The 19,083-nt window shown below is 31.0% G+C and carries 19 protein-coding genes; 9 read left to right on the plus strand and 10 right to left on the minus strand.

Annotated features, from left to right (window positions below; genetic code table 11):
* Window positions 1-43: 43 nt before the first annotated feature.
* Both J8L88_RS22315 and J8L88_RS22320 read left to right on the plus strand, forming a co-directional pair.
* On the plus strand, window positions 44-1,417 hold the full coding sequence (locus tag J8L88_RS22315) for a hypothetical protein (protein ID WP_118390117.1): 1,374 nt from the start codon (window positions 44-46) through the stop codon (window positions 1,415-1,417).
* An 18-nt stretch (window positions 1,418-1,435) separates the two neighbouring features.
* Window positions 1,436-2,026 carry a hypothetical protein gene (locus J8L88_RS22320; protein ID WP_118389736.1) on the plus strand — a complete coding sequence of 197 codons (591 nt, stop codon included), beginning with the start codon at window positions 1,436-1,438 and terminating at the stop codon, window positions 2,024-2,026.
* A gap of 51 nt (window positions 2,027-2,077) precedes the next feature.
* Here J8L88_RS22320 and J8L88_RS22325 read toward each other — a convergent pair whose 3' ends face one another.
* Both J8L88_RS22325 and J8L88_RS22330 read right to left on the minus strand, forming a co-directional pair.
* Window positions 2,078-2,623, minus strand: a complete 546-nt coding sequence (locus J8L88_RS22325; protein ID WP_158594414.1) for a DUF1569 domain-containing protein — start codon at window positions 2,621-2,623, stop codon at window positions 2,078-2,080.
* Window positions 2,624-2,647: 24 nt separating this feature from the next.
* Window positions 2,648-5,032: a TonB-dependent receptor gene (locus J8L88_RS22330; protein WP_027392259.1), complete on the minus strand. Its 2,385-nt coding sequence runs from the start codon at window positions 5,030-5,032 to the stop codon at window positions 2,648-2,650.
* 247 nt (window positions 5,033-5,279) lie between these two features.
* Between J8L88_RS22330 and J8L88_RS22335 the strand changes: the two genes are divergently transcribed.
* The 4 genes from J8L88_RS22335 to J8L88_RS22350 all read left to right on the plus strand — a co-directional run bounded on the left by J8L88_RS22335 (window position 5,280) and on the right by J8L88_RS22350 (window position 9,045).
* Entirely contained in the window at window positions 5,280-6,356 is a 1,077-nt protein-coding gene (locus J8L88_RS22335) for a sensor histidine kinase (RefSeq protein ID WP_211061899.1), read from the plus strand.
* 1 nt (window position 6,357) lies between these two features.
* The gene (locus J8L88_RS22340) at window positions 6,358-7,116 is read left to right on the plus strand and encodes a LytTR family DNA-binding domain-containing protein (RefSeq protein WP_118389730.1); all 759 of its coding nucleotides are present in this window, start codon (window positions 6,358-6,360) and stop codon (window positions 7,114-7,116) included.
* A 22-nt stretch (window positions 7,117-7,138) separates the two neighbouring features.
* Window positions 7,139-8,164 (plus strand): aldehyde reductase, encoded by a 1,026-nt coding sequence (locus tag J8L88_RS22345; RefSeq protein ID WP_027392261.1) that lies wholly within the window; start codon window positions 7,139-7,141, stop codon window positions 8,162-8,164.
* Window positions 8,165-8,574: 410 nt separating this feature from the next.
* Entirely contained in the window at window positions 8,575-9,045 is a 471-nt protein-coding gene (locus J8L88_RS22350; RefSeq protein WP_051336020.1) for a hypothetical protein, read from the plus strand.
* A 67-nt stretch (window positions 9,046-9,112) separates the two neighbouring features.
* Here J8L88_RS22350 and J8L88_RS22355 read toward each other — a convergent pair whose 3' ends face one another.
* The 4 genes from J8L88_RS22355 to J8L88_RS22370 all read right to left on the minus strand — a co-directional run bounded on the left by J8L88_RS22355 (window position 9,113) and on the right by J8L88_RS22370 (window position 11,358).
* Complete coding sequence (locus J8L88_RS22355) at window positions 9,113-9,295, minus strand: hypothetical protein (RefSeq protein WP_027392263.1); 183 nt, start codon at window positions 9,293-9,295, stop codon at window positions 9,113-9,115.
* Between the two features lie 3 nt (window positions 9,296-9,298).
* Window positions 9,299-10,153, minus strand: coding sequence for an SPFH domain-containing protein (locus tag J8L88_RS22360; protein ID WP_211061901.1), 855 nt, complete (start codon window positions 10,151-10,153; stop codon window positions 9,299-9,301).
* Window positions 10,154-10,326: 173 nt separating this feature from the next.
* Entirely contained in the window at window positions 10,327-10,758 is a 432-nt protein-coding gene (locus J8L88_RS22365; RefSeq protein WP_027392265.1) for an Hsp20/alpha crystallin family protein, read from the minus strand.
* A 198-nt stretch (window positions 10,759-10,956) separates the two neighbouring features.
* Window positions 10,957-11,358 (minus strand): TerB family tellurite resistance protein, encoded by a 402-nt coding sequence (locus J8L88_RS22370; RefSeq protein ID WP_211061903.1) that lies wholly within the window; start codon window positions 11,356-11,358, stop codon window positions 10,957-10,959.
* A gap of 105 nt (window positions 11,359-11,463) precedes the next feature.
* On the opposite strand from J8L88_RS22370, the gene J8L88_RS22375 reads away from it, so the two are divergent.
* Complete coding sequence (locus J8L88_RS22375; RefSeq protein WP_211061905.1) at window positions 11,464-11,730, plus strand: DUF1456 family protein; 267 nt, start codon at window positions 11,464-11,466, stop codon at window positions 11,728-11,730.
* Window positions 11,731-11,807: 77 nt separating this feature from the next.
* The gene (locus J8L88_RS22380; protein WP_211061907.1) at window positions 11,808-13,415 is read left to right on the plus strand and encodes a class I SAM-dependent methyltransferase; all 1,608 of its coding nucleotides are present in this window, start codon (window positions 11,808-11,810) and stop codon (window positions 13,413-13,415) included.
* A gap of 60 nt (window positions 13,416-13,475) precedes the next feature.
* Here J8L88_RS22380 and J8L88_RS22385 read toward each other — a convergent pair whose 3' ends face one another.
* Window positions 13,476-13,808 (minus strand): hypothetical protein, encoded by a 333-nt coding sequence (locus J8L88_RS22385; RefSeq protein ID WP_108803578.1) that lies wholly within the window; start codon window positions 13,806-13,808, stop codon window positions 13,476-13,478.
* Between the two features lie 305 nt (window positions 13,809-14,113).
* Here J8L88_RS22385 and J8L88_RS22390 point away from each other — a divergent pair, with 305 nt between their 5' ends.
* On the plus strand, window positions 14,114-14,497 hold the full coding sequence (locus tag J8L88_RS22390; protein WP_371813727.1) for a S41 family peptidase: 384 nt from the start codon (window positions 14,114-14,116) through the stop codon (window positions 14,495-14,497).
* 148 nt (window positions 14,498-14,645) lie between these two features.
* On the opposite strand, the gene J8L88_RS22395 is transcribed toward J8L88_RS22390, so the two are convergent.
* The 3 genes from J8L88_RS22395 to J8L88_RS22405 all read right to left on the minus strand — a co-directional run bounded on the left by J8L88_RS22395 (window position 14,646) and on the right by J8L88_RS22405 (window position 19,068).
* Window positions 14,646-15,158, minus strand: a complete 513-nt coding sequence (locus tag J8L88_RS22395) for a PAS domain-containing protein (RefSeq protein ID WP_027392271.1) — start codon at window positions 15,156-15,158, stop codon at window positions 14,646-14,648.
* 96 nt (window positions 15,159-15,254) lie between these two features.
* On the minus strand, window positions 15,255-17,726 hold the full coding sequence (locus tag J8L88_RS22400; protein WP_118389724.1) for a TonB-dependent receptor domain-containing protein: 2,472 nt from the start codon (window positions 17,724-17,726) through the stop codon (window positions 15,255-15,257).
* Window positions 17,707-19,068 carry an HTTM domain-containing protein gene (locus J8L88_RS22405; protein WP_211061911.1) on the minus strand — a complete coding sequence of 454 codons (1,362 nt, stop codon included), beginning with the start codon at window positions 19,066-19,068 and terminating at the stop codon, window positions 17,707-17,709. Before J8L88_RS22405 ends, J8L88_RS22400 begins: the two co-directional genes overlap by 20 nt.
* Between the last annotated feature and the right edge of the window lie 15 nt (window positions 19,069-19,083).

Consider the following 19,083-nt stretch of genomic DNA (forward strand, 5'->3'; position numbering starts at 1 on the left):
AAGCTCTAAATCTATATTTTTTTATTTGATTTTATCTGCTTCAATGTCAATAATAGCTCAAAAAAATAATGCACTTCATTTTTTAAATAAAGAACATCTTGACATTCAAGGATATCTACAGTCAGGAATAAATGCCGTTGCAGAAACTAATTTATTTTGGAATTTAGCTGATGTTCCTGAATTAGATTTTAACTCAGATACGGAATGGTTAGAATTATATATGAAACCTGGAATTGGTTTAGAATACAAAACCGAATCAAGTAATATCCTTTATACTAAAGTATCCGCAGTAGGCTCTTATACTTGGGGGATTGATGCATTCGACGCACAGAATACCGGACGCATTACATTAGAGGACGCATATTTAGGCTATCGTTTTAATATATTAGATAGTATATCATTTGATGTTTCAGTTGGATCTAGGCCTCTGAAGTTAGGAACTGGAATGTTAATTTCTAATGGTGCTTCAAGCGGTTTTGAAAGAGGAGCATTAAAACTTGGACCAAGAAAAGCATGGGAGAAATCTGCTATTATAGAGGTTATCAAAAATCAATTAAATAGTAAAATATTTTATATAGCACCTAATGAATTACCTTCTAATGATACTAACAATGAATTAATTGGATTAGACTTCAATTATTCCTCTTCTAAAAACAAATATCTAGGTATATCTTACATTAACGTATTACAATCCGACGCCCCATACCCCAAAGCTGCTTTAAATGGAGATGGCCCTCCCATAATTACAATTGGGGACAGGAAAGGATTAAACGCCTTAAATCTATATGGAAAAACAAATCCTGTTAAGAATTATGTAGAGAATCTATATATAGCAATGGATTTGGCATATCAATGGAATACAGCAATAGACTTAATAGCTTGGGGAGGAAGAATACAATTAGGATATAGTATCGCCAAATTACCTTGGAAACCAACATTTATGTATTCTTATCAAGTATTTTCGGGTGATGATCCAGACACCTTTAATCAAGAACGATTTGATCCTTTATATTTTGAAGGTTCTCCAAGCGCTTGGTCAACAGGTTCAAAATCTTCTATGGTATTTATTAACTCTAATGTACAATCTAACGGAATTACTGTCAGGTTACAACCGTTTTCAAAAGATATAATTACATTAAGGTATGCACATATTACTGCACAACAATCACGTAGTCCAATTCAATTTGGACAAGCTGCTCGTATTGAATTTTCTGACGAAATTCCTACCGTTATAGCTGGTGTTACCAACAATAAATTAGCAGATGATATATTTATTGAATACAATAAAATAATTGGTAAAAATCTATTTATCAATGCTGGTTTTAGCATTTCTTTTCCCGGTAAAGGAATTCGCTTAATAACAAACAACACTTCTAATTGGACTGGAGGTTTTATTAATTTTGTGTTTAATTATTAAAAAGAAACATAGTAACGTTTGAAATTTTTCAAAAACATATCCGCAATTTTCAATAGAAAGCTATTCGCAAAAAATCTATTTTGTGGAATAGGAAATTCTGAAATACAGGAAAATGCTATCTGGTTTTATAAATATCCATTTGAGCCTTCAATCATCTATCCAGAAAGATTAGTGCACGCTAGTGAAATTGAATCTATAGGTATGGAATTTGGAGCTATTAAAATCTTTCTAAAAGATGATATAGTTTTTATATCTGCAGAAAAAAAGGAAACATTAAAAGCATTTGCAGAAAGAAATGCCATTCCTTTGTCCCCTTATAGCTGGAATTGGGATTGGATTTTGGAACCTTACCTAGACACTGAGTTAACTAAAGAACATGGAGAACTACTTATAACTAGGCTTCAGGAGAATAATTTTAATGAAACTGAAATTATTAAAATACGAAATGAAGTAGAAAAATCAATGTACATTTATAATTTTGATACATTATTATGGGAATGGAATAGTTTATCTTTATTAGACGTCCTTTCTGCTATGCGAGCTACCTATAAAAAAGAAGATTTTAGAGCTTTTTACAAAAGAGCTCTAGAAATCGAAAAACGTAACTAAAACAATTATTGATTACATTTTTCGATTATTAAAAGTTCTCAGGTCTAGGTTTTATTCTTTACCTAAAATATCTCGTACAATTTTTAAATGATGTTTAGTATGAATCTTCAAAAAACGTTTTGCTTGTTTCTTATTTAATTGACCAAAAACTGGATGGATAAAATTAACGTTTTGATCTAATTTTTCTAGTTCTGATAGGTTTTCTCGGGCTTCTTCTAATTGAGATAATATATCTTCTGTTTTTATAGTATTAGGCGGTAAAACAGCTGCAGGGGATTTCGCTCTTCCCCTAGGGATATATCCAAGTGTAAATGAAAAAACTCGTGTTAAACTAAAACGTTTTTCGTAGACAGTTGGATCAGAATTCTGTAGTATATTATGAATTCTGTTTACTACCTTAAGCGTATGATCCAGATGCCATGCAACTGGCACTTTAGAGACATTGGTATTTACGCTGTCTCTAAATTGAATCAAATATGCGATATCATATAATTGACTATCCATAAATCCTTTCTTAACATCATTATTATCTCCTTGTCCATACCCCCAGAAAGCCAAGTTACAAATAACAGAAAACGTGAATAATAGTGTTCTCATTGTGTTCATGGTGAATTTTTTATGTTAAAATTCAAAACGATATCCAAAATCGGGAAAAAACCCTATTTGATTTACCTCATCTATATTATTAGTCAATCTATTATATCGTCTTGCAAATAGATTTTCATTAGCAGTTACATTCTGTAGATCAACATAAAATTGATGAGAAGTTTTCTTTTTACTGCTATTAATTTTATAACCAAACTTAACGTCCCACCTAAAATATCCGTCATTTTGTTCACTAAAAGCAATATCCTCTTGCAAAACCTCAAAACCAGCCGCTTGTGAAGCAGGCAGATCAACAGGTGTATAATATCTTCCACCAGAAAATGTTACTCTAGTATCAAAAAATAAAACATCTTTTTTGTTTTTACCCATAGCAAATTCTTTACCGGCAAGCATATTAATAACATACCCATTATTAAAAGGAGTATTTCTTTCCACACCATCACTTCCTTCATATTTGCTTTCGAATATTGATGTCGTTAATAATCCGTAATATCCTTTATTAAAAAACTTTTCTAACGTAAGCTCTATTCCTTGATTAAAACCAGTTCCTTCATTTAGGAGAGAAGTTCTATCATTATCAAAACCAAAATCCGCTCCTTCTGTTAAAGAAGAGTAACTAGATGGAAATGATTCTACAGCTGCATTATCAATATCTTGATAATATATTTCTGCTTTACCTCTCCAACTATTGCCCAGTTTCACATCGTATCCTAATACAAAATGATTACTTCTCACAAAATCCAACTCCTTATTTGTTTGTAGAATTTCTCCATCCACTTCTTCGTTTAAAAACAAAAGAGGTAGCGGAACAGGCTGATGATGCAGACCATACCCAAAACTCAAACGATGATTTTGGGATATCTTATAATTTAATCCTGCTCTTGGCTCTATTACAAATTGTTCATTTAGTGTACTATATTGGCTATGAATACCACCATTTATAGTTAGCTTTTCTGTTAATCTAAATTGTCCCTGAATAAAAGGCTGTATAATTGTAAGGTTTTCATCTAAATCTCTAAAAGTAAATATATCTGGATCTCCATCATTATTAATATCAGGTTGTTCCGTTCTATCACGAAACAAAGATTCTACACCAATATTCTCTAATAATACTCCAGTTCTTAAGGTGCTTTTATTACTTAATTTTACGTTATAAAGGGTTGAGAAAGTAAATCGATTTTCTTTATTATCCGCTTCTGTATATCGAATAACTCTTTCCTGTGGAGTCTCTTTATCTATAAATCGATCCGCAACGAAATCATTTGCCGTAAATGATCCAGACAGAATTGTCTTAAGATATGATTTGTTGGTAATATTAATTTGATGCTTTAAACCTATCACACCAAATCTAGATTTTACAAAAGAATTCTCATCTTCTGCAGCAAACAGATCATCCTCATCAATATCATCTCCAAGAAAATCAATATCAGAAAAACCGATGATACCAAATAATGAAAAATTACCTAATTTACTTTTCCCAAAATCAAGATTAAAAGACACATCACTATAGTTAGGAGCAGCAGAAGTTCCTCCTGCTCCAACTCCTAATAAACCAACAAGCGAATATCTTCCTGCGACTAAAAAAGAACCATTATTCTTTCCTAACGGACCTTCTGCCATTGCTTCTATACCTGTAAAAATTCCTACCTGAGCAGTATATTCGTAATCGTCTTTATTTCCTTTTCTAAAGCCAAGATCAAAAACTCCTCCTATTGCATTTCCATACTCTGCCGGAAACGCGGAAGTAATAAAATCTGAATTCTTTAACAGATTAGGATTCAAAGCAGACACAGGACCTCCAGTTGTTCCCAATGTACTATAATGATTAGGACTAGGAATCGGAACTCCTTCTAATCTCCATAATAATCCTGTAGGAGAATTTCCTCGAATTACCACATCATTTCTACTATCATCAGGAGCTGATACTCCAGCAAAATTCGCTGCTAGCCTACCCACATCACTTCTTCCACCAGAAAAACGAGTTACTTCTTCTAAACTAAATTGCCTTGCTGATACTGATGTTAATTTATTAATAGATCTGGCTTTATTAGTATCAGATGTAATTATTACCTCGTCTAATCTATCAAAAGCTTCAATCAAAGCTACATTTACTACGGCATCTTTACCAGATGTAACCACTATATTCGGTAGAGTTATAGATTCAAAACCAATATAACTTACACGAATTACTTGTCTTCCTAATGGAACTCCTTCTAAAGTAAAAAAACCATCAAGATCTGTAATAACACCATTAGCTTCTTCGGTATTTAATAACTCTACAGTGGCGCCGATTAGAGGAGTTTCTGATTGTTTATCCAAAACAATTCCTTTTATAACACCAGTTTGTGAATAGCTTATCGTTGTACATAAAAGAGTAAACAAGAAAATATATTTTTTCATAACCTTTTTGATTTTACTCAAATCTGCTAACTTGATTCTAATCTTTCTAATTAAAATAGTAGAGTTGTTAAATTATCAATTGAGTTGTCTAAAACTCTTATTGGATCTTTTTTATTGACTTATCAATTGACATTTACAAACGAAATAACTTTTCATACAGTTCAACTCTTATTTTGACAGTTCGGTGTAAAGTGTTAGACAATTTGATTCGTAGTTATGTATCTTTAACAGTACTATTATAATTTCTATGGTAAAAAAAACTACATTAAAAAAAATAGGAATAAGGATCATTATAATTAATGTGGTTTATTTCTTAATCAAACTAACAATAGTTCATGAAGAAAAGGAATCAATTTTTGACGCTCCTGCCATTTTTTATTATTGTAGTGCATTTTTTTTATTTATGCTTGCCTGGGAAAGTAATGATTGGCTGGTAAAAAGACAGCAATCAAATAATGGTGAAGGTCTTGATTTAACAAAAGGATTACAAATATTAGTTATTAATTTAGCTATTTGTCTTCCCATTTCTGCATTAGTATATTATCTCGCTATTTTTCAATTTGATCAAATTTGTCAAATTGATGCAGATGACCCCTGGTTGCGATTTAGAATTGATTTTTTTAGAGCGGCTATTCTAGGGTTTGCTTTAATAATCTTCAATTTATTCTATCATTCTTTACAACAGAAAAAAGAAATGGAAAATAGAATGAATGATTTACAGAAGGAGATTATGACGTCTAAATATAAATCCCTAAAAAATCAAATCAGTCCACATTTTCTTTTTAATAGCCTAAATACTTTAACCTCTTTAATGTACGAGGATAGAGATTTAGCATCTGATTTCGTATCTAGATTGGCAACTTGTTATCGATACATTCTCGATAATCGTGAAGAGGATTTAGTGAGTTTAGAAAAAGAATTAAGTTTTTTAGATTCTTTTATTTTCATGATGAATGTTAGACATCAAGGAGCTTTAAGCATTACAACACATATTACAGTTAACCCAAAAGATTTTGTTATACCTACCCTTTCCTTACAAATGTTAGTAGAAAATGCTTTAAAACACAATTACTATTCTAAAGAAAAACCTTTAGAAGTCACCATAATTTCGACAGAAAAAGATGGTTTGATCGTTCAAAACAATCTACACGTAAGAACGCAGAAAGAAGAATCAACAAAACTTGGTCTAAAGAATATAAAAAAACGGTATTCATTTTATACCAATCAAAAAGTAAATATCGAAACCCAACATGGATACTTTAAAGTAACCATTCCTTTAATTCCTAAAAACATTAAAGAAGTTTCCATTATAAAAGTATCCTAAAATGACAGCAGTAATTGTTGAAGATGAAAATTTTGCCTCTAAACGACTTGCTTCTTTAATAGAAGAGTTGGCTCCTGAAATAAATATTATAGGGCAAATTACATCTGTAGAAAATGGCCGTAAATGGTTTGATAATAATCAAAAACCAGATTTAATATTCTTAGATATACAATTAAACGATGGATATGGATTTGATATTTTGGATATGCTAGAAGATCATCCTCCTGTTATTTTTACTACAGCATATAATGAATATGCTATTAGAGGTTTTAAATACAATGGATTAGATTATTTATTAAAACCGATAGATCGGAATGATCTTAATAATGCCCTAAATAAATATAGAAAATCACAATCCAATAGTGACCCCATTTTTGACGAACAAAAATTAGCAAACATCAAAAAGCTATTTAATAAAGAGTACAAAAAACGATTTATGATTAAGGTTGGAAATCAGTTCAATACTTTTAGTGTAGAAGATATTGCCTATTTCAAATCTAACGAAGGATTAATATTCCTTTATTCTCATAATGGTCAACAATATCCTATTGAATATTCTATTGATCAATTGGAAGAAATTCTAGATCCCGTTCATTTTTTTAGGATTAATAGAAAATTTATGATATCGGTAAAATCAGTCATAGAGATTCACAGTTATTTTAACAGTAGATTATTACTAAAACTAAAACCTCAAGAAGAAGAGCAAATTATTGTTTCTAGAGAAAGAACTTCTAATTTCAAAAAATGGCTGGATCTATAAATTCGAAAAAATCATATTAAGCATGAATAACAAAAAGGTATTATTAACAGGTATTACTGGTTTTTTAGGTTCACATACCGCTATACAATTATTAAATAAAGGATATGAGGTAATCGGTACTTTAAGAAGTATGGATAGAGCCAAAGAAATCAAAGAAGTTATAAAAAAGAAGACCCCAAATATTGATAAACTAAGTTTTGCAGAAGCGGATTTATTAGATAAAGATGTATGGTATGATTTGGTTAGCGAGGTTCAGGATGTTTTACATATTGCCTCTCCATTTCCAAGAGAATTACCCAAAAACGAAGATGATCTTATCATACCAGCTAAATCAGGAACTTTACATATTCTAAAAGCCGCTTCTATGCACGGATTAAGAAGAGTGGTTCTTACCTCATCATCTGGTGCAATTATTTATGGAAAAGACAAATCAAATCGAAAAGGTATTTTTGACGAAAACAATTGGACCGATGTTTCCAATATAAATGATTCTACTCCATATTTTAGAAGTAAAACTATTGCAGAACAGGCAGCTTGGGATTTTATTAGAAATGATACTAGCGGATTAGAGTTGACTACTGTATGTCCTGGAGCTATTTTAGGTCCTATACTTGAAAAAGATTTTGGAACTTCTGCCAATATTGTTATCAAAGCTATGGATGGCAGCTCACCTGCAATTCCAAAAATTGGTTTTGATATGGTTGATGTAAGATCAGTTGCGGATTTACACATAAGAGCTCTAGAAACTCCTGAAGCAGCAGGAGAACGGTTTGTTGGCTCTGCAGGTTATATGACTTTTCAGGAAGTTGCTAATATATTGAGAGAAAATTATCCAAATAAAAAAGTTCCTAAGTTTACTTTACCAGATTTTGCAGTACGGTTATTTTCTAATATCGACAAAACAATTAAACCAATCTTGATTGACTTGGGTACAGAAAGAAAGGTAAATAATAATAAAGCCGTAAAACTTTTAGATTGGAAACCAATACCTGTCAAAGATGCTATTATTGCTTGCGCAGAAAGCGCTATAAAATTAAGTTTAGTTTAATATTTTTTTGCTTGAGTAGTCTTTAAATTTAATCATTCATTATCTCGATTTTTATAATGAATTTTATAATTATTCAAGACATTATAACAAGACCGAACTAAACATCAATACCCTGTTTTAAAAACACTTAACCAGTGGATAAAAATTAACAGATGAGTAGTCAGGTTTAGAAGAATTAGAGTCAGAAATAGTAAAAAAATAAGATTTTTCCTTCAATATACAAGGGGAAAATCTCACAAAATTAAGACTCAAAATAGATCTAAGTTAACAATTAATTTCTTAAATTCGTGAACCACACAAACCATCCGAATTTCAATCGGATAATGATTCACACAATTTTATTAGGGCTTAAAAATAGTACATCAGATCATTTGTAGTATTCAATTAATATTATCAAATACGCCCCAAAAATGAAATTAATTTTATTATCAATATTTACTAGTGTTTTTGCTTTAGGCACCTTAAAAACTAGAACAGAGAATAATACCGATGGTATTTTTATAACTTCTACTGATCCAATATCAGGTAGAACATTAATGATAGAAGAAGATGAATACTCAATCTGGGTTTATGTTTTAAACCCTGACAAACAAGGTATTGATTTTGATGGGTTTCTTTGTTCTGTAGTAGATCCAGAATCTATTACTATGAGCCCTAAAGAAGCTACAAAAAATGGAAATGCACCTCCTCTAACGACAGATTATGCAAATAAATATAGCTACATTAAAAATCTTAAGTCCAATGATATTAAGGTTTATTGGAAGTACAACAGGATAGAAATCAAGCTAAAAAAAGAAACATATCTTATTATGGATTTAGAAAGTAAAACAAGCTATTCTAAAGCCCTTTCTAAAGATTGTTATTACGGTAATACATTATAACTTATTAAATGATTGTTTTCGAATCATCCCATTTTTGAAAACAATCATTTGTAAATTATGTTATTTCCTATTCCTTTTCAGAATCATCATCCTTTTTTTTGGGTTTAAGTCGCTTGGCATCTTTAAGGCTTTTAGAAATCATCCATTCTAACTGACCATTAACACTACGAAATTCATCATCTGCCCATTTTTCTATTAACTTAAAAGTTTCTGGGGATATCCTAAGAACAAATGATTTTTTCTTACTCATAAATTACGAATGTAGTGTTCCTGTATTAATAACAGGAGTCGCCTCCTTATCACCACACAAAACTACCATTAAATTACTAACCATAGAAGCTTTTTTATCTTCATCGAAATCAATTATTTCGTCCTGAGATAATTTAAGCAATGCATCTTCTACCATCCCCACAGCTCCTTCTACTATCTTTTTACGCGCTGCTACTATTGCTACAGCTTGTTGCCTTTTTAACATAGAACTTGCTATTTCTGGAGCATAAGCCAAATACCCTATTCTAGCTTCCATAACTTCTATCCCTGCAATAGCCAAGCGTTCCGTTATTTCACTTTCTAAAGCCTCATTTACCTCATCCATACCAGATAAGAGAGTTACCTCTATCTGTCCCTCTGCAAAATTATCATAAGGATATGAACCTGCTAATTTTCTTACTGCCGCATCTGTTTGTACCCTCACAAAATCTTCATAATGATCTACATCAAAAGCTGCTTTATAAGTATCACTAACTTTCCAAACCAAAATCACATTTATCAAAATAGGATTTCCAATTTTATCATTAACTTTTACTCGTTCGCTATAAAAATTTCTAGCTCTTAAAGAAATCCTTTGTTTCGAATAAAAAGGGTTAGCCCATAGAAAACCATTTTCCTTTACTGTTCCTTTATACGCTCCAAAAAGCACCATTACTTTAGAACTATTAGGGTTTACAATAAAAAAACCTTTGATTACCAACACAACAACTACTATTAAAGTCAGAAATAGAGGATTTTTTGTCACAACCATACCAGTAACAACTCCTACTATTAACAATAGTAGTACCATCAACATCATGTAACCATTACTTGTCTTTATATTTTTTTCTTTTTTCATAATAATATCATTTTGATATCACAATGATACAAAAAATTTTCGTGATTATAAAATTTGACAAAGACTAAGCAAAAAACTAATTGCTAACATTTGCCTTTAAAACATAAAAAACGCCCTTGATATAAGGGCGTTTTCGTAACATTAACTAACTAACTCAAATCTCAAAAAACAACTTATGAAATTTCTATTAAACGTTTAGGCTGTACCTTGGCTTCTTCTTTTTTAGGAAGTTTCACTAATAATACTCCATTATCATAAGAAGCTAAAATATCCGCGATATTTACTGTATCTGGCAAATTAAATGAACGTTTAAACGTTTGATAACTAAACTCTTTTCTTGTATAATTATCTTTTTCTTCTTTCGCCTCATTTTTAGTTTCCGAAGAGATTGTTAATACATCATTATCTAATTCGATATTAAAATCTTCTTTTACTAAACCTGGTGCAGCCAATTCAATGATAAAATCATTATCGCTCTCTTTTACATTCACTGCTGGAGTATTAAAACCTATTTTGTGCTCATTGGCGATACCACCAAACCAATCGGTATTAAAAATATCGTCGAAAATAAGTGGTAATCTGTCTGTTCTTTTAATTAAACTCATTGTATTTATTTTTTTAAAGTTATTCTAGATTTAAATTCAATGAGTATATAGCAATTAGAGTTCCATTACTATTTTTATGTCATTTTGACATATTTTCATATGAAAATAATGACAAAATGTCAAATCATTATGACAAAACCAAAAAAAAACCTTCAGAGGATATCTGAAGGCTATATTTATTATGAATAATTTTCTTCTTTAATTATAAAACCTAGTAAAAATCTCTATTAAGTCCTTTGGAGGTATTACTTTATTGGGATATTTATGCATTTCTTTTAAAACCGTATCAACAGCTTCTTGTCGTAATCCCATATGCAAGCCCATTTCTTTGATTTTATCTAGTTCCGAAAGAGCTGCTTCTTGATCCACATTCATTAACAACACTAATCTATGAAACTGAAGTATTCTTTGAGATTCTGGCTGTAGATTTCGTTTCTCAGCACTATTTCTCACTAAATAACCAATCTCTTCTTCTGATATCTCTAATTGAGAAGCCACAGCTAAAATAAAATTATATTCTTCATCTTTTATTTTTTTATCAGCCTTAGCAAAATCAATCATTTCTGATAACAAACTTAATTTCTCTTCCTTACTATACATATTTTACTATATAATTTAAAAATGCAAATATCCTATAAACATATTTGTTTTGGAACATAAAGGATATTTTTTTCTTGAAGTCAATTAAAAAGGTACCTTTGTTCTATGGGATTAACAAATAATGATATTTTCAAAAAATTACGAGTAGCTCACAAACTGCGAGATGATGAAATTGTAAAAATTTGTTCATTAGTAGATTTTAAAGTAACAAAGAGCGAACTTGGTGCAATTTTCAGAAATGAAAATCATCCTAAATATATGGAATGCGGGGATCAAATTCTTCGTAATTTTCTTAATGGACTTGTTATTCATTTAAGAGGACCGATGCCTGAAAAAAAAGACAAAAAGCAAACAGCTAACAAAAAACCCTAAAAAAACTTCGGAAATAAATGCTTAATTTGGTAAATCATTGAACTAAAACAATCGACAACCAATTTAATTAAGTATCTATGCTAACAAAAGAGGAGAAGCAAATATTCCGAGAAGAATTATTCAGACATTTAGATGGTATAACCGTTGCTCCTGTTGCCTATTCACTCTTAAAAAAAGGAATAACTGATTATATCGTTACTAAAAAAAGTGTATCCATTTCTGAAATCATAGAAGAATTTGGAGGAAATGCAGGATATATAAACGTAGCACTCAGAATGCTTTCTTCCCAAAGTTGGTTGATCTATGAAGTTAAGCAAAATACGATCAAAGTATCCCTAAATGAGTATACAAAAATAGCATTTGATTATTTCTATTTATATGAAGGTGTTGTTGATCTTTTAGAATACTCCGGTAAATTTCATCCCAGAAAATTCGAATTAGAGCCATTTCACAAATTAGAAAAATTAATTACTCAGTATAAAAACTCATTTAATCTTTCTTTTTCCGAAGATGCCACTACAAATAGAATACAGCATCAAATCTTAAAACATATCGAAGGGATTTTAGTAGGCCCTACTATTGTACATCTTGGAATGGGCGGAATGTTTCATAAATATTTTATGGAAGCTTCTTTTAGCGCAGATGAATATCACAAGTTTCCTACAAGTTTTGATACGATCCTTTCTTTTTTAAGCAATCTAGGATGGTTTAGCAAAAATAATGACAACTACACTTTTACTAACAAAGGTTTGTTTTTTGCTAAAAGAGCAACAGCATATGGCGTAACAGTTTCTTACATCCCAATGTTTAGACAGATGGATCAATTATTATTTGGTGATCCAAACGTTTTATGGAACACTGAGAAAAGTTCTGACGAATCCCATGTAGACCGCGAAATGAATGTATGGGGCAGCGGAGGAGCTCACACCACCTATTTTAAAAAAATTGATGAAATTATTATTAGTCTATTCAATAAACCTTTAGAAGAACAACCCAAAGGGATTCTTGATATGGGTTGCGGAAATGGAGCATTTCTTATTCATCTTTTCGAAATCATTGAATCAAAAACATTAAGAGGTAAACACCTAGATAACCATCCTTTATTTTTAGTTGGTGCAGATTATAATAAAGCAGCACTAAAAGTTACAAGAGCAAATTTAATTCAAGCAGATATCTGGGCAAAAGTTATTTGGGGTGATATTAGCGATCCTGATCTTCTCGAAAAAGATTTAAAAGAAAATTACAAAATTGAGCTAAAAGATCTTTTATCTGTTAGAACTTTTCTAGATCATAACAGAATATGGAGTGAACCAATTTCTACATTAAATACGTCAAGTGAATCTACAGGGGCTTTTGCATATAGAGGAAAGTTACTACAAAATGATGATGTAGAACGTAATCTAAAGGATCATTTTAAAAAATGGGAACCACATATTGCTAAATTTGGTTTAATCGTTATAGAATTACATACTGTACCTCCACACATAGTCTCTAATAATATCGGAAGCACAGCGGCTACAGCTTATGATGCCACCCATGGATTTTCTGATCAATATATTTTAGAAATCAATTCCTTCCTTAAAGTTATCGAAGAAGTAGGATTACAAAGCGATCCAAACCATTTTTCTAAATTCCCGAATTCTGAATTGGCAACCGTAAGTATACACTATATTACAGGAAAGTAAACGCATAAAAAAAATCCTGGTTGATGAATCCAGGATTTTCTTTTTCTTTACTCTTATACCTTAAGAGGCAACTACCCTCACTGGCATCGTATAAAATTTAACTCCAGTGCGTGGTTTAGCTTCTATTTTTTGATAATTTAGTCTGTTTTTAATGTAACCTTTAATGACATCACTATCAGAGTTAACAGAAAGGACTACAATTTCACCTTCATCGTTTAAAGTAAAAGTAACACTAGCCTCAATTTCATCTTCTATTTTAAAAGAAGGCTTTTTTAATAATTCTTTAATTTCCTGCGTGAAATTAGTTTCTGACTCTGTTGGTTTTGTACTTGCAGTTGCAACACTACTGATTGCAAAAGCTGCTGCTAACAGCATAACATTTAATTTTTTCATTCTATTCGTTTTTATTGATTTATGCTTATAAGACTACTAGGCATCAAAGATTGTTACATCCCAAAAACATCTTTAACAACAGATTAACAAACTAACAAACAATAGTTTGCGGAATTTATAATCAAACAAAAAAACTTAATTCTATTTAGGCTAAACAACTACTATATTGGTTTTCAACATTAATCTTAATACATCCATCCATACCAATTATAAGATTGAAAACTATATATTTTAAAATATGATTAACAGAATCCAATTCGTAAAAACTTAATTTCATTTATTAAATAAAAACACCAAGTGCCTCTATTCAAGGACCTAAAGTAATGATCATTGATGAAACTGCTGGATCTGGTGGAGATATGTTACCATGGATGTTTAGAAAATTTAAAGTAGGACAAATGGTAGGTAAACGAACTTGGGGAGGTTTAGTTGGAGTTTTAGGATTTCCAGAATTTATTGATGGTGCAAGCGTTACCGCTCCTAATGTAGCAATTTGGACAGAAGATGGTTTCATTGTAGAAAATGTTGGTGTAGCGCCAGACATAGAAGTAGATCAATTACCGTCTGAAGTAATTAAAGGAAGGGATCCCCAATTAGAAAAAGCAATAGAAATAGCCTTGAAAGAACTAAAAAATAATCCATCTAAAGAACATAAAAGACCTCCATATCCTAAAAGAGCAAGTAATTAGTTTTAACCCGAATTAGGTATTTCATAATAAAGGTCAGTCAACATTCATAACGTTAACTGACCTTATTTTTTATTATATAAAATTATTTTTCTAAGCTAAAACGATAGATAAGTATTTACAACAATAAATGTGAAAATTGATTTTTAAACTAAGCCGCTTGTTCAAAAGCTATATAATTAACTAATTTTCCTTTTTTGTCTCTTACAGGAAAACCTTTAATATGACATAAATATGTAGATCTATCCTTTTTATAATTAACAATAGAAACTTCGAACGGTTCTTGATTATCAATTGCGGCTCTAATAATCTTAGATGTTTTTAGATCCGTTTGTTCACCTTGAAACATTTTTGGAGAATTACCCACAACCTCTTGCGGTGTGTATCCACTCATTTTTTCAATATTACGAGTAGCATATACTATTTTAAGATCCGCATTAGTAATAACTATAACAGATTTTTTATGAACAAGCTCATTATGATATACGTTCTCGAAATCCCATTTTTTTGTTATTTTATTTAAAGAATCAAGATCGTTCTTAAAATTATTCAAAAACCAATTATGTTCTCCATAGAATTCCCAACTAGATAACGGAAGAACTAATGCCGGAATCGAATTGTAATATTCTGCCATCATTGTATCATAACCCTCAAACTCTTTCATAACCTGTGTTTTAAGCAAATTTATAGATTAAAACCAAAACCATAGATTGAACAAAAGTTAATTATACAAGTAAACAAAAGTTAAATTTTATCCTTATTACCACTTAAATTGCAATGTTGCATACCAAGTTAAAGGATCAGATGGTATAATTCCAGGACCTGGATATCCCGTAGCTCTTTGCGTAAAATAACTCTCATCTAGAAGATTATTAACTCCTGTTTCTAATTTAAACTTCTTATATGTGTAAGAAAAAGAAACATCTAAAATTGAATAAGATGGAATCTCACCAATAATACCATTTCTATTATCTCCATCTAAAGCTACAGAAGCATTAGAAACATCAGTAAATTGCTCAGAAAGGTATGTATATTGAAGGTTTGCTAGAAAATTCTTATAACCAAACTTAAGTCCCGTTTTTAGGTTAATCTCTGGTATAAACTCTACTTTGTTTCCTTCTACCCCCGAAAGATCAGACGATGTATATTCTGAACTGGTAAAAGAAGTGTTAGCAAAAAGATTTAATCTATAATTTTCATTATCTCCAGAAAATGTATTCCAAATATTCCAATCTACAAAACTCTCTACTCCATAAATAAACGCATCTCCGATGTTTCCTCTTACGCGTTCAGCCCTATCATTAAAAACAATGCCTATTCTATCATCATACACCAGCCCAAAAACACTCACATCATATGACAACATATTATTTAATCTACCTCGTACTCCAATATCCGCGGTAAAGCCTTCTTCATCTCCTATGTTTGGATCCACTCTAAATGTTGGACTTACTACTCTTATATCACTAAAAGTAATAGATCTATAATTTTGTGAAACATTCACATAAGTTTCTAGAGAATTATTAAGTTTATAACTAGACCCTATTCCGAAAAGAAAAAAAGATCGATCCAATTCTCTATTATCCGTCTCTGTGTTATTAGCAATAGGGTTACCAGCATTATCAAACACTACATTATTAAAAGTTCCTTCACTCTCTGTTTTAATATATTCAAATCTAAATCCTGGAGTAATAGAAAACTTCTCTGATAATTTGAAAATATTTTCTCCAAAAATAGCGAGGTTAACATTGGGAAAATCAAAAGAAGATTGATTAGGGTAATCAGGAAAAGTCTCATCCTGAAAGTTAAAATCAGGCCCTGACCCAAGACCTCCTGATCCTTGTCTAGAATCATTGGATGCTTTATAAAACTTCGAACCAATAAGAAAAACAGATTCCTTATCTAGCAAATCATATCTAGTAAGTAATCTTGCCTCTGCTCCCCAATTTCTAAAATTATCAACAATAAGATCTCTAGAATTCACAAAATTGCCAGACCCATCTACTTCATCAACATCTGTAATAGGGTTTGTATTAAGACTACCAGGAATTCCTCTAAAACCTACTGCAGATCTAGAAGCATCCAAACCAAATAGATGAAGACTAAAATCTGTCCTATCAGAAAATTCATGTTCTAGTTTTAAAGAAAATAATTTCCAATTTACATCAAACCAATTCCTAGTTCTATTACTAAATGTAGGATCTATGTTAAATTGAGTATCTGTTAAACCACCCGGTTGTTTAGCCAAATAGTCTAAATAGGTAAACTCCCCGATCAACTTCGTTCTACCCGATAATTGATAACCCAAATGAACATAGGCATTCTTAGAATCAAACTCGGAGTTAGCTCTAAACCCATCACCTTGCTTATAATTGAAATAGGTATAATAACTAAACTTACCAACAGTACCTCCTAAACTATTGAAACTGGTGAAAAGGTTATAGGAACCTAAAGTTTGACGAGATACTAATTCTATTTTCTTGTTTGGATTTGGCTTTTTCATTTTAAAATTCAACAAACCTCCAAACTGTGTTCCATATTGTAATGAAGCAGCCCCTCGCACAACTTGTATTTCTTCAATAGCTTCTGCAGGTGGTGTATAGTAACTTTCTGGATACCCTAATACATCAGCACTAATATCATATCCGTTCTGACGGGTGTTAAAATTTGCTGTACGATTAGGGTCTAAACCTCTACCTCCTATATTAAGTTGTAATCCCCCCGTACTATTCTCATAAATATTTAATCCAGCGACCTGCGCATAAATTTGCCTTGCATTATTAGAAGCTAAATTACCTTGAACATTACTTAGTAAAACTACCTCACTTTTTTTACCTGCATATATTGCAGTTCCTTCTACAGGTTTTAAACGTTTAAGTCCAAATACTTTTTCTCTTCGTTGTGTTACTACTACCTCAGACAACTCTTCTCCTAATGTTTTTAGAACAAAATTAACTTCTAGGTCATTATCCACCTTTACTTGTCGCTCCAAAATTTCATAATCAAAGCTAAAAACAGATAAATAGTAATCCCCTTGCTCCACATCCACAAATTCGAAACTACCATCTCCTCTTGTAATTGTTTGTTCTCCAGTAGATCTATTATACACCTCCGCACCTTGAATTGGTCCATTATTTTCATTTAAAACAACCCCCTTAATCTTGTATTGCGCCGATACAACTGTAGTTAACAGTAAAAAAAACACAACTACTTTACAATCCCTTAATCTCATCCTTGAATGGAATAATCCACGTTTTATGTTCAAATGACTCTTTTTGTTTTCCAAGATCCACTGTGGGATCAATATATTGACTACTTAATCTACCATTAAGCGCCACATAACTTTCTACAAATACCTGCACATTCTGATGCCCCTGTTTTTCAAAATGTTTTTTTAAGTAGTTTGCATACTCTAATATAAAATCTGGCTGTGTTGCCATTTGTTTTTGCTGAAAAGGAGTTAAAAAATCATCATTATCAACATAAAATCGTTTTCCAGTTTTTTGATCTACGATTTTAAAATTAGCGTAACCTGCCTTTTCCATTAACATCACACGCCAAGAGAAACGATACCCCTCTTCTGTCCAAAACAATTCTCCGGGATATAGCATATACCGAAACGGCAAAAGTAATTGAATCACAAAAAATATTCCTACTATCGACACAATAATTTTTGTTCTTACAGATCTTATAATTAAAGCTCTATTAGTATCAAAACCTATTTTCTTAATATTGAATATTCTTGAAATGAATTGTAATATCTTGTGATGTATATTCCCACCAAAAAATATCAATGCACTTACAATCATCACATACGGAAACATTCCTATTGGAAAAAGGACTCTAGTCAAAATATGAAACACAACTACCATTATAAAGCCGAAAACTCTAGTCTTTCTAGATAGTAATAAAAATGGAATTGTTAAATCATAAATAGCACCAGTATAACTAAATGTATAATGTACCCATTCTTGTTGCATTAAATCACCAATTAAAGGAATATCATATTTAGAAGGCAACCATATTTTAAGCGGCATAGCAGTTAATAACCAATCTGAATTAAGCTTTGCAAGGCCAGCGTAGAAATACACTATTCCAATAAGTAACTTAAGCGTATCAATTGTCCAAACTGGTATTTTCTGAAAAGACATCCCTCTTATTTTAGCATCCAATGAATAATAAGCGTTAGCTGGTAAAAAGATTAACAAAAAACTTAGAATACTAATAAAGTAGTAATGGTTAAGATACGTAGTCTTATCCATCAATTCTATATATGTAAAACTTAAAAAAAATACTATGATTGCAATTCTATATTTATACCCAATCATGACAAGTAGAGCAGAAACAGCACATAAAACAAAAATCAGATATGTATAACTGCCAATGGGTTTAATAAAATCAAACCCATAATACGAGAAGAAAAAAGTTGGTTGAACATATAATTTATCTATCCAACCGTAACTCCAAAAACGAATAATACTAATAAACATCATTAAACCAAAAAAAATACGAAAGACTGCAAGTGGTGCAGCCTCTGTATTTTTTTTAAGATATTCGTTTAATTGAAAATTCATAAGAGAACGAGATTA

Source organism: Aquimarina sp. MMG015, assembly GCF_018100855.1.
Lineage (GTDB): Bacteria > Bacteroidota > Bacteroidia > Flavobacteriales > Flavobacteriaceae > Aquimarina > Aquimarina latercula.

Bases quoted from the DNA above. Each gene is read 5' to 3' on its own strand.
- J8L88_RS22380 (WP_211061907.1), top strand. From the start codon at position 11,808: ATGCTAACAAAAGAGGAGAAGCAAATATTCCGAGAAGAATTATTCAGA.
- J8L88_RS22315 (WP_118390117.1), top strand. From the start codon at position 44: ATGTCAATAATAGCTCAAAAAAATAATGCACTTCATTTTTTAAATAAA.
- J8L88_RS22365 (WP_027392265.1), bottom strand. From the start codon at position 10,758: ATGAGTTTAATTAAAAGAACAGACAGATTACCACTTATTTTCGACGAT.
- J8L88_RS22400 (WP_118389724.1), bottom strand. From the start codon at position 17,726: ATGAGATTAAGGGATTGTAAAGTAGTTGTGTTTTTTTTACTGTTAACT.
- J8L88_RS22355 (WP_027392263.1), bottom strand. From the start codon at position 9,295: ATGAGTAAGAAAAAATCATTTGTTCTTAGGATATCCCCAGAAACTTTT.
- J8L88_RS22360 (WP_211061901.1), bottom strand. From the start codon at position 10,153: ATGAAAAAAGAAAAAAATATAAAGACAAGTAATGGTTACATGATGTTG.
- J8L88_RS22395 (WP_027392271.1), bottom strand. From the start codon at position 15,158: ATGAAAGAGTTTGAGGGTTATGATACAATGATGGCAGAATATTACAAT.
- J8L88_RS22325 (WP_158594414.1), bottom strand. From the start codon at position 2,623: ATGAGAACACTATTATTCACGTTTTCTGTTATTTGTAACTTGGCTTTC.
- J8L88_RS22350 (WP_051336020.1), top strand. From the start codon at position 8,575: ATGAAATTAATTTTATTATCAATATTTACTAGTGTTTTTGCTTTAGGC.
- J8L88_RS22385 (WP_108803578.1), bottom strand. From the start codon at position 13,808: ATGAAAAAATTAAATGTTATGCTGTTAGCAGCAGCTTTTGCAATCAGT.
- J8L88_RS22375 (WP_211061905.1), top strand. From the start codon at position 11,464: ATGGGATTAACAAATAATGATATTTTCAAAAAATTACGAGTAGCTCAC.
- J8L88_RS22340 (WP_118389730.1), top strand. From the start codon at position 6,358: ATGACAGCAGTAATTGTTGAAGATGAAAATTTTGCCTCTAAACGACTT.
- J8L88_RS22405 (WP_211061911.1), bottom strand. From the start codon at position 19,068: ATGAATTTTCAATTAAACGAATATCTTAAAAAAAATACAGAGGCTGCA.
- J8L88_RS22335 (WP_211061899.1), top strand. From the start codon at position 5,280: ATGGTAAAAAAAACTACATTAAAAAAAATAGGAATAAGGATCATTATA.
- J8L88_RS22345 (WP_027392261.1), top strand. From the start codon at position 7,139: ATGAATAACAAAAAGGTATTATTAACAGGTATTACTGGTTTTTTAGGT.
- J8L88_RS22330 (WP_027392259.1), bottom strand. From the start codon at position 5,032: ATGAAAAAATATATTTTCTTGTTTACTCTTTTATGTACAACGATAAGC.
- J8L88_RS22370 (WP_211061903.1), bottom strand. From the start codon at position 11,358: ATGTATAGTAAGGAAGAGAAATTAAGTTTGTTATCAGAAATGATTGAT.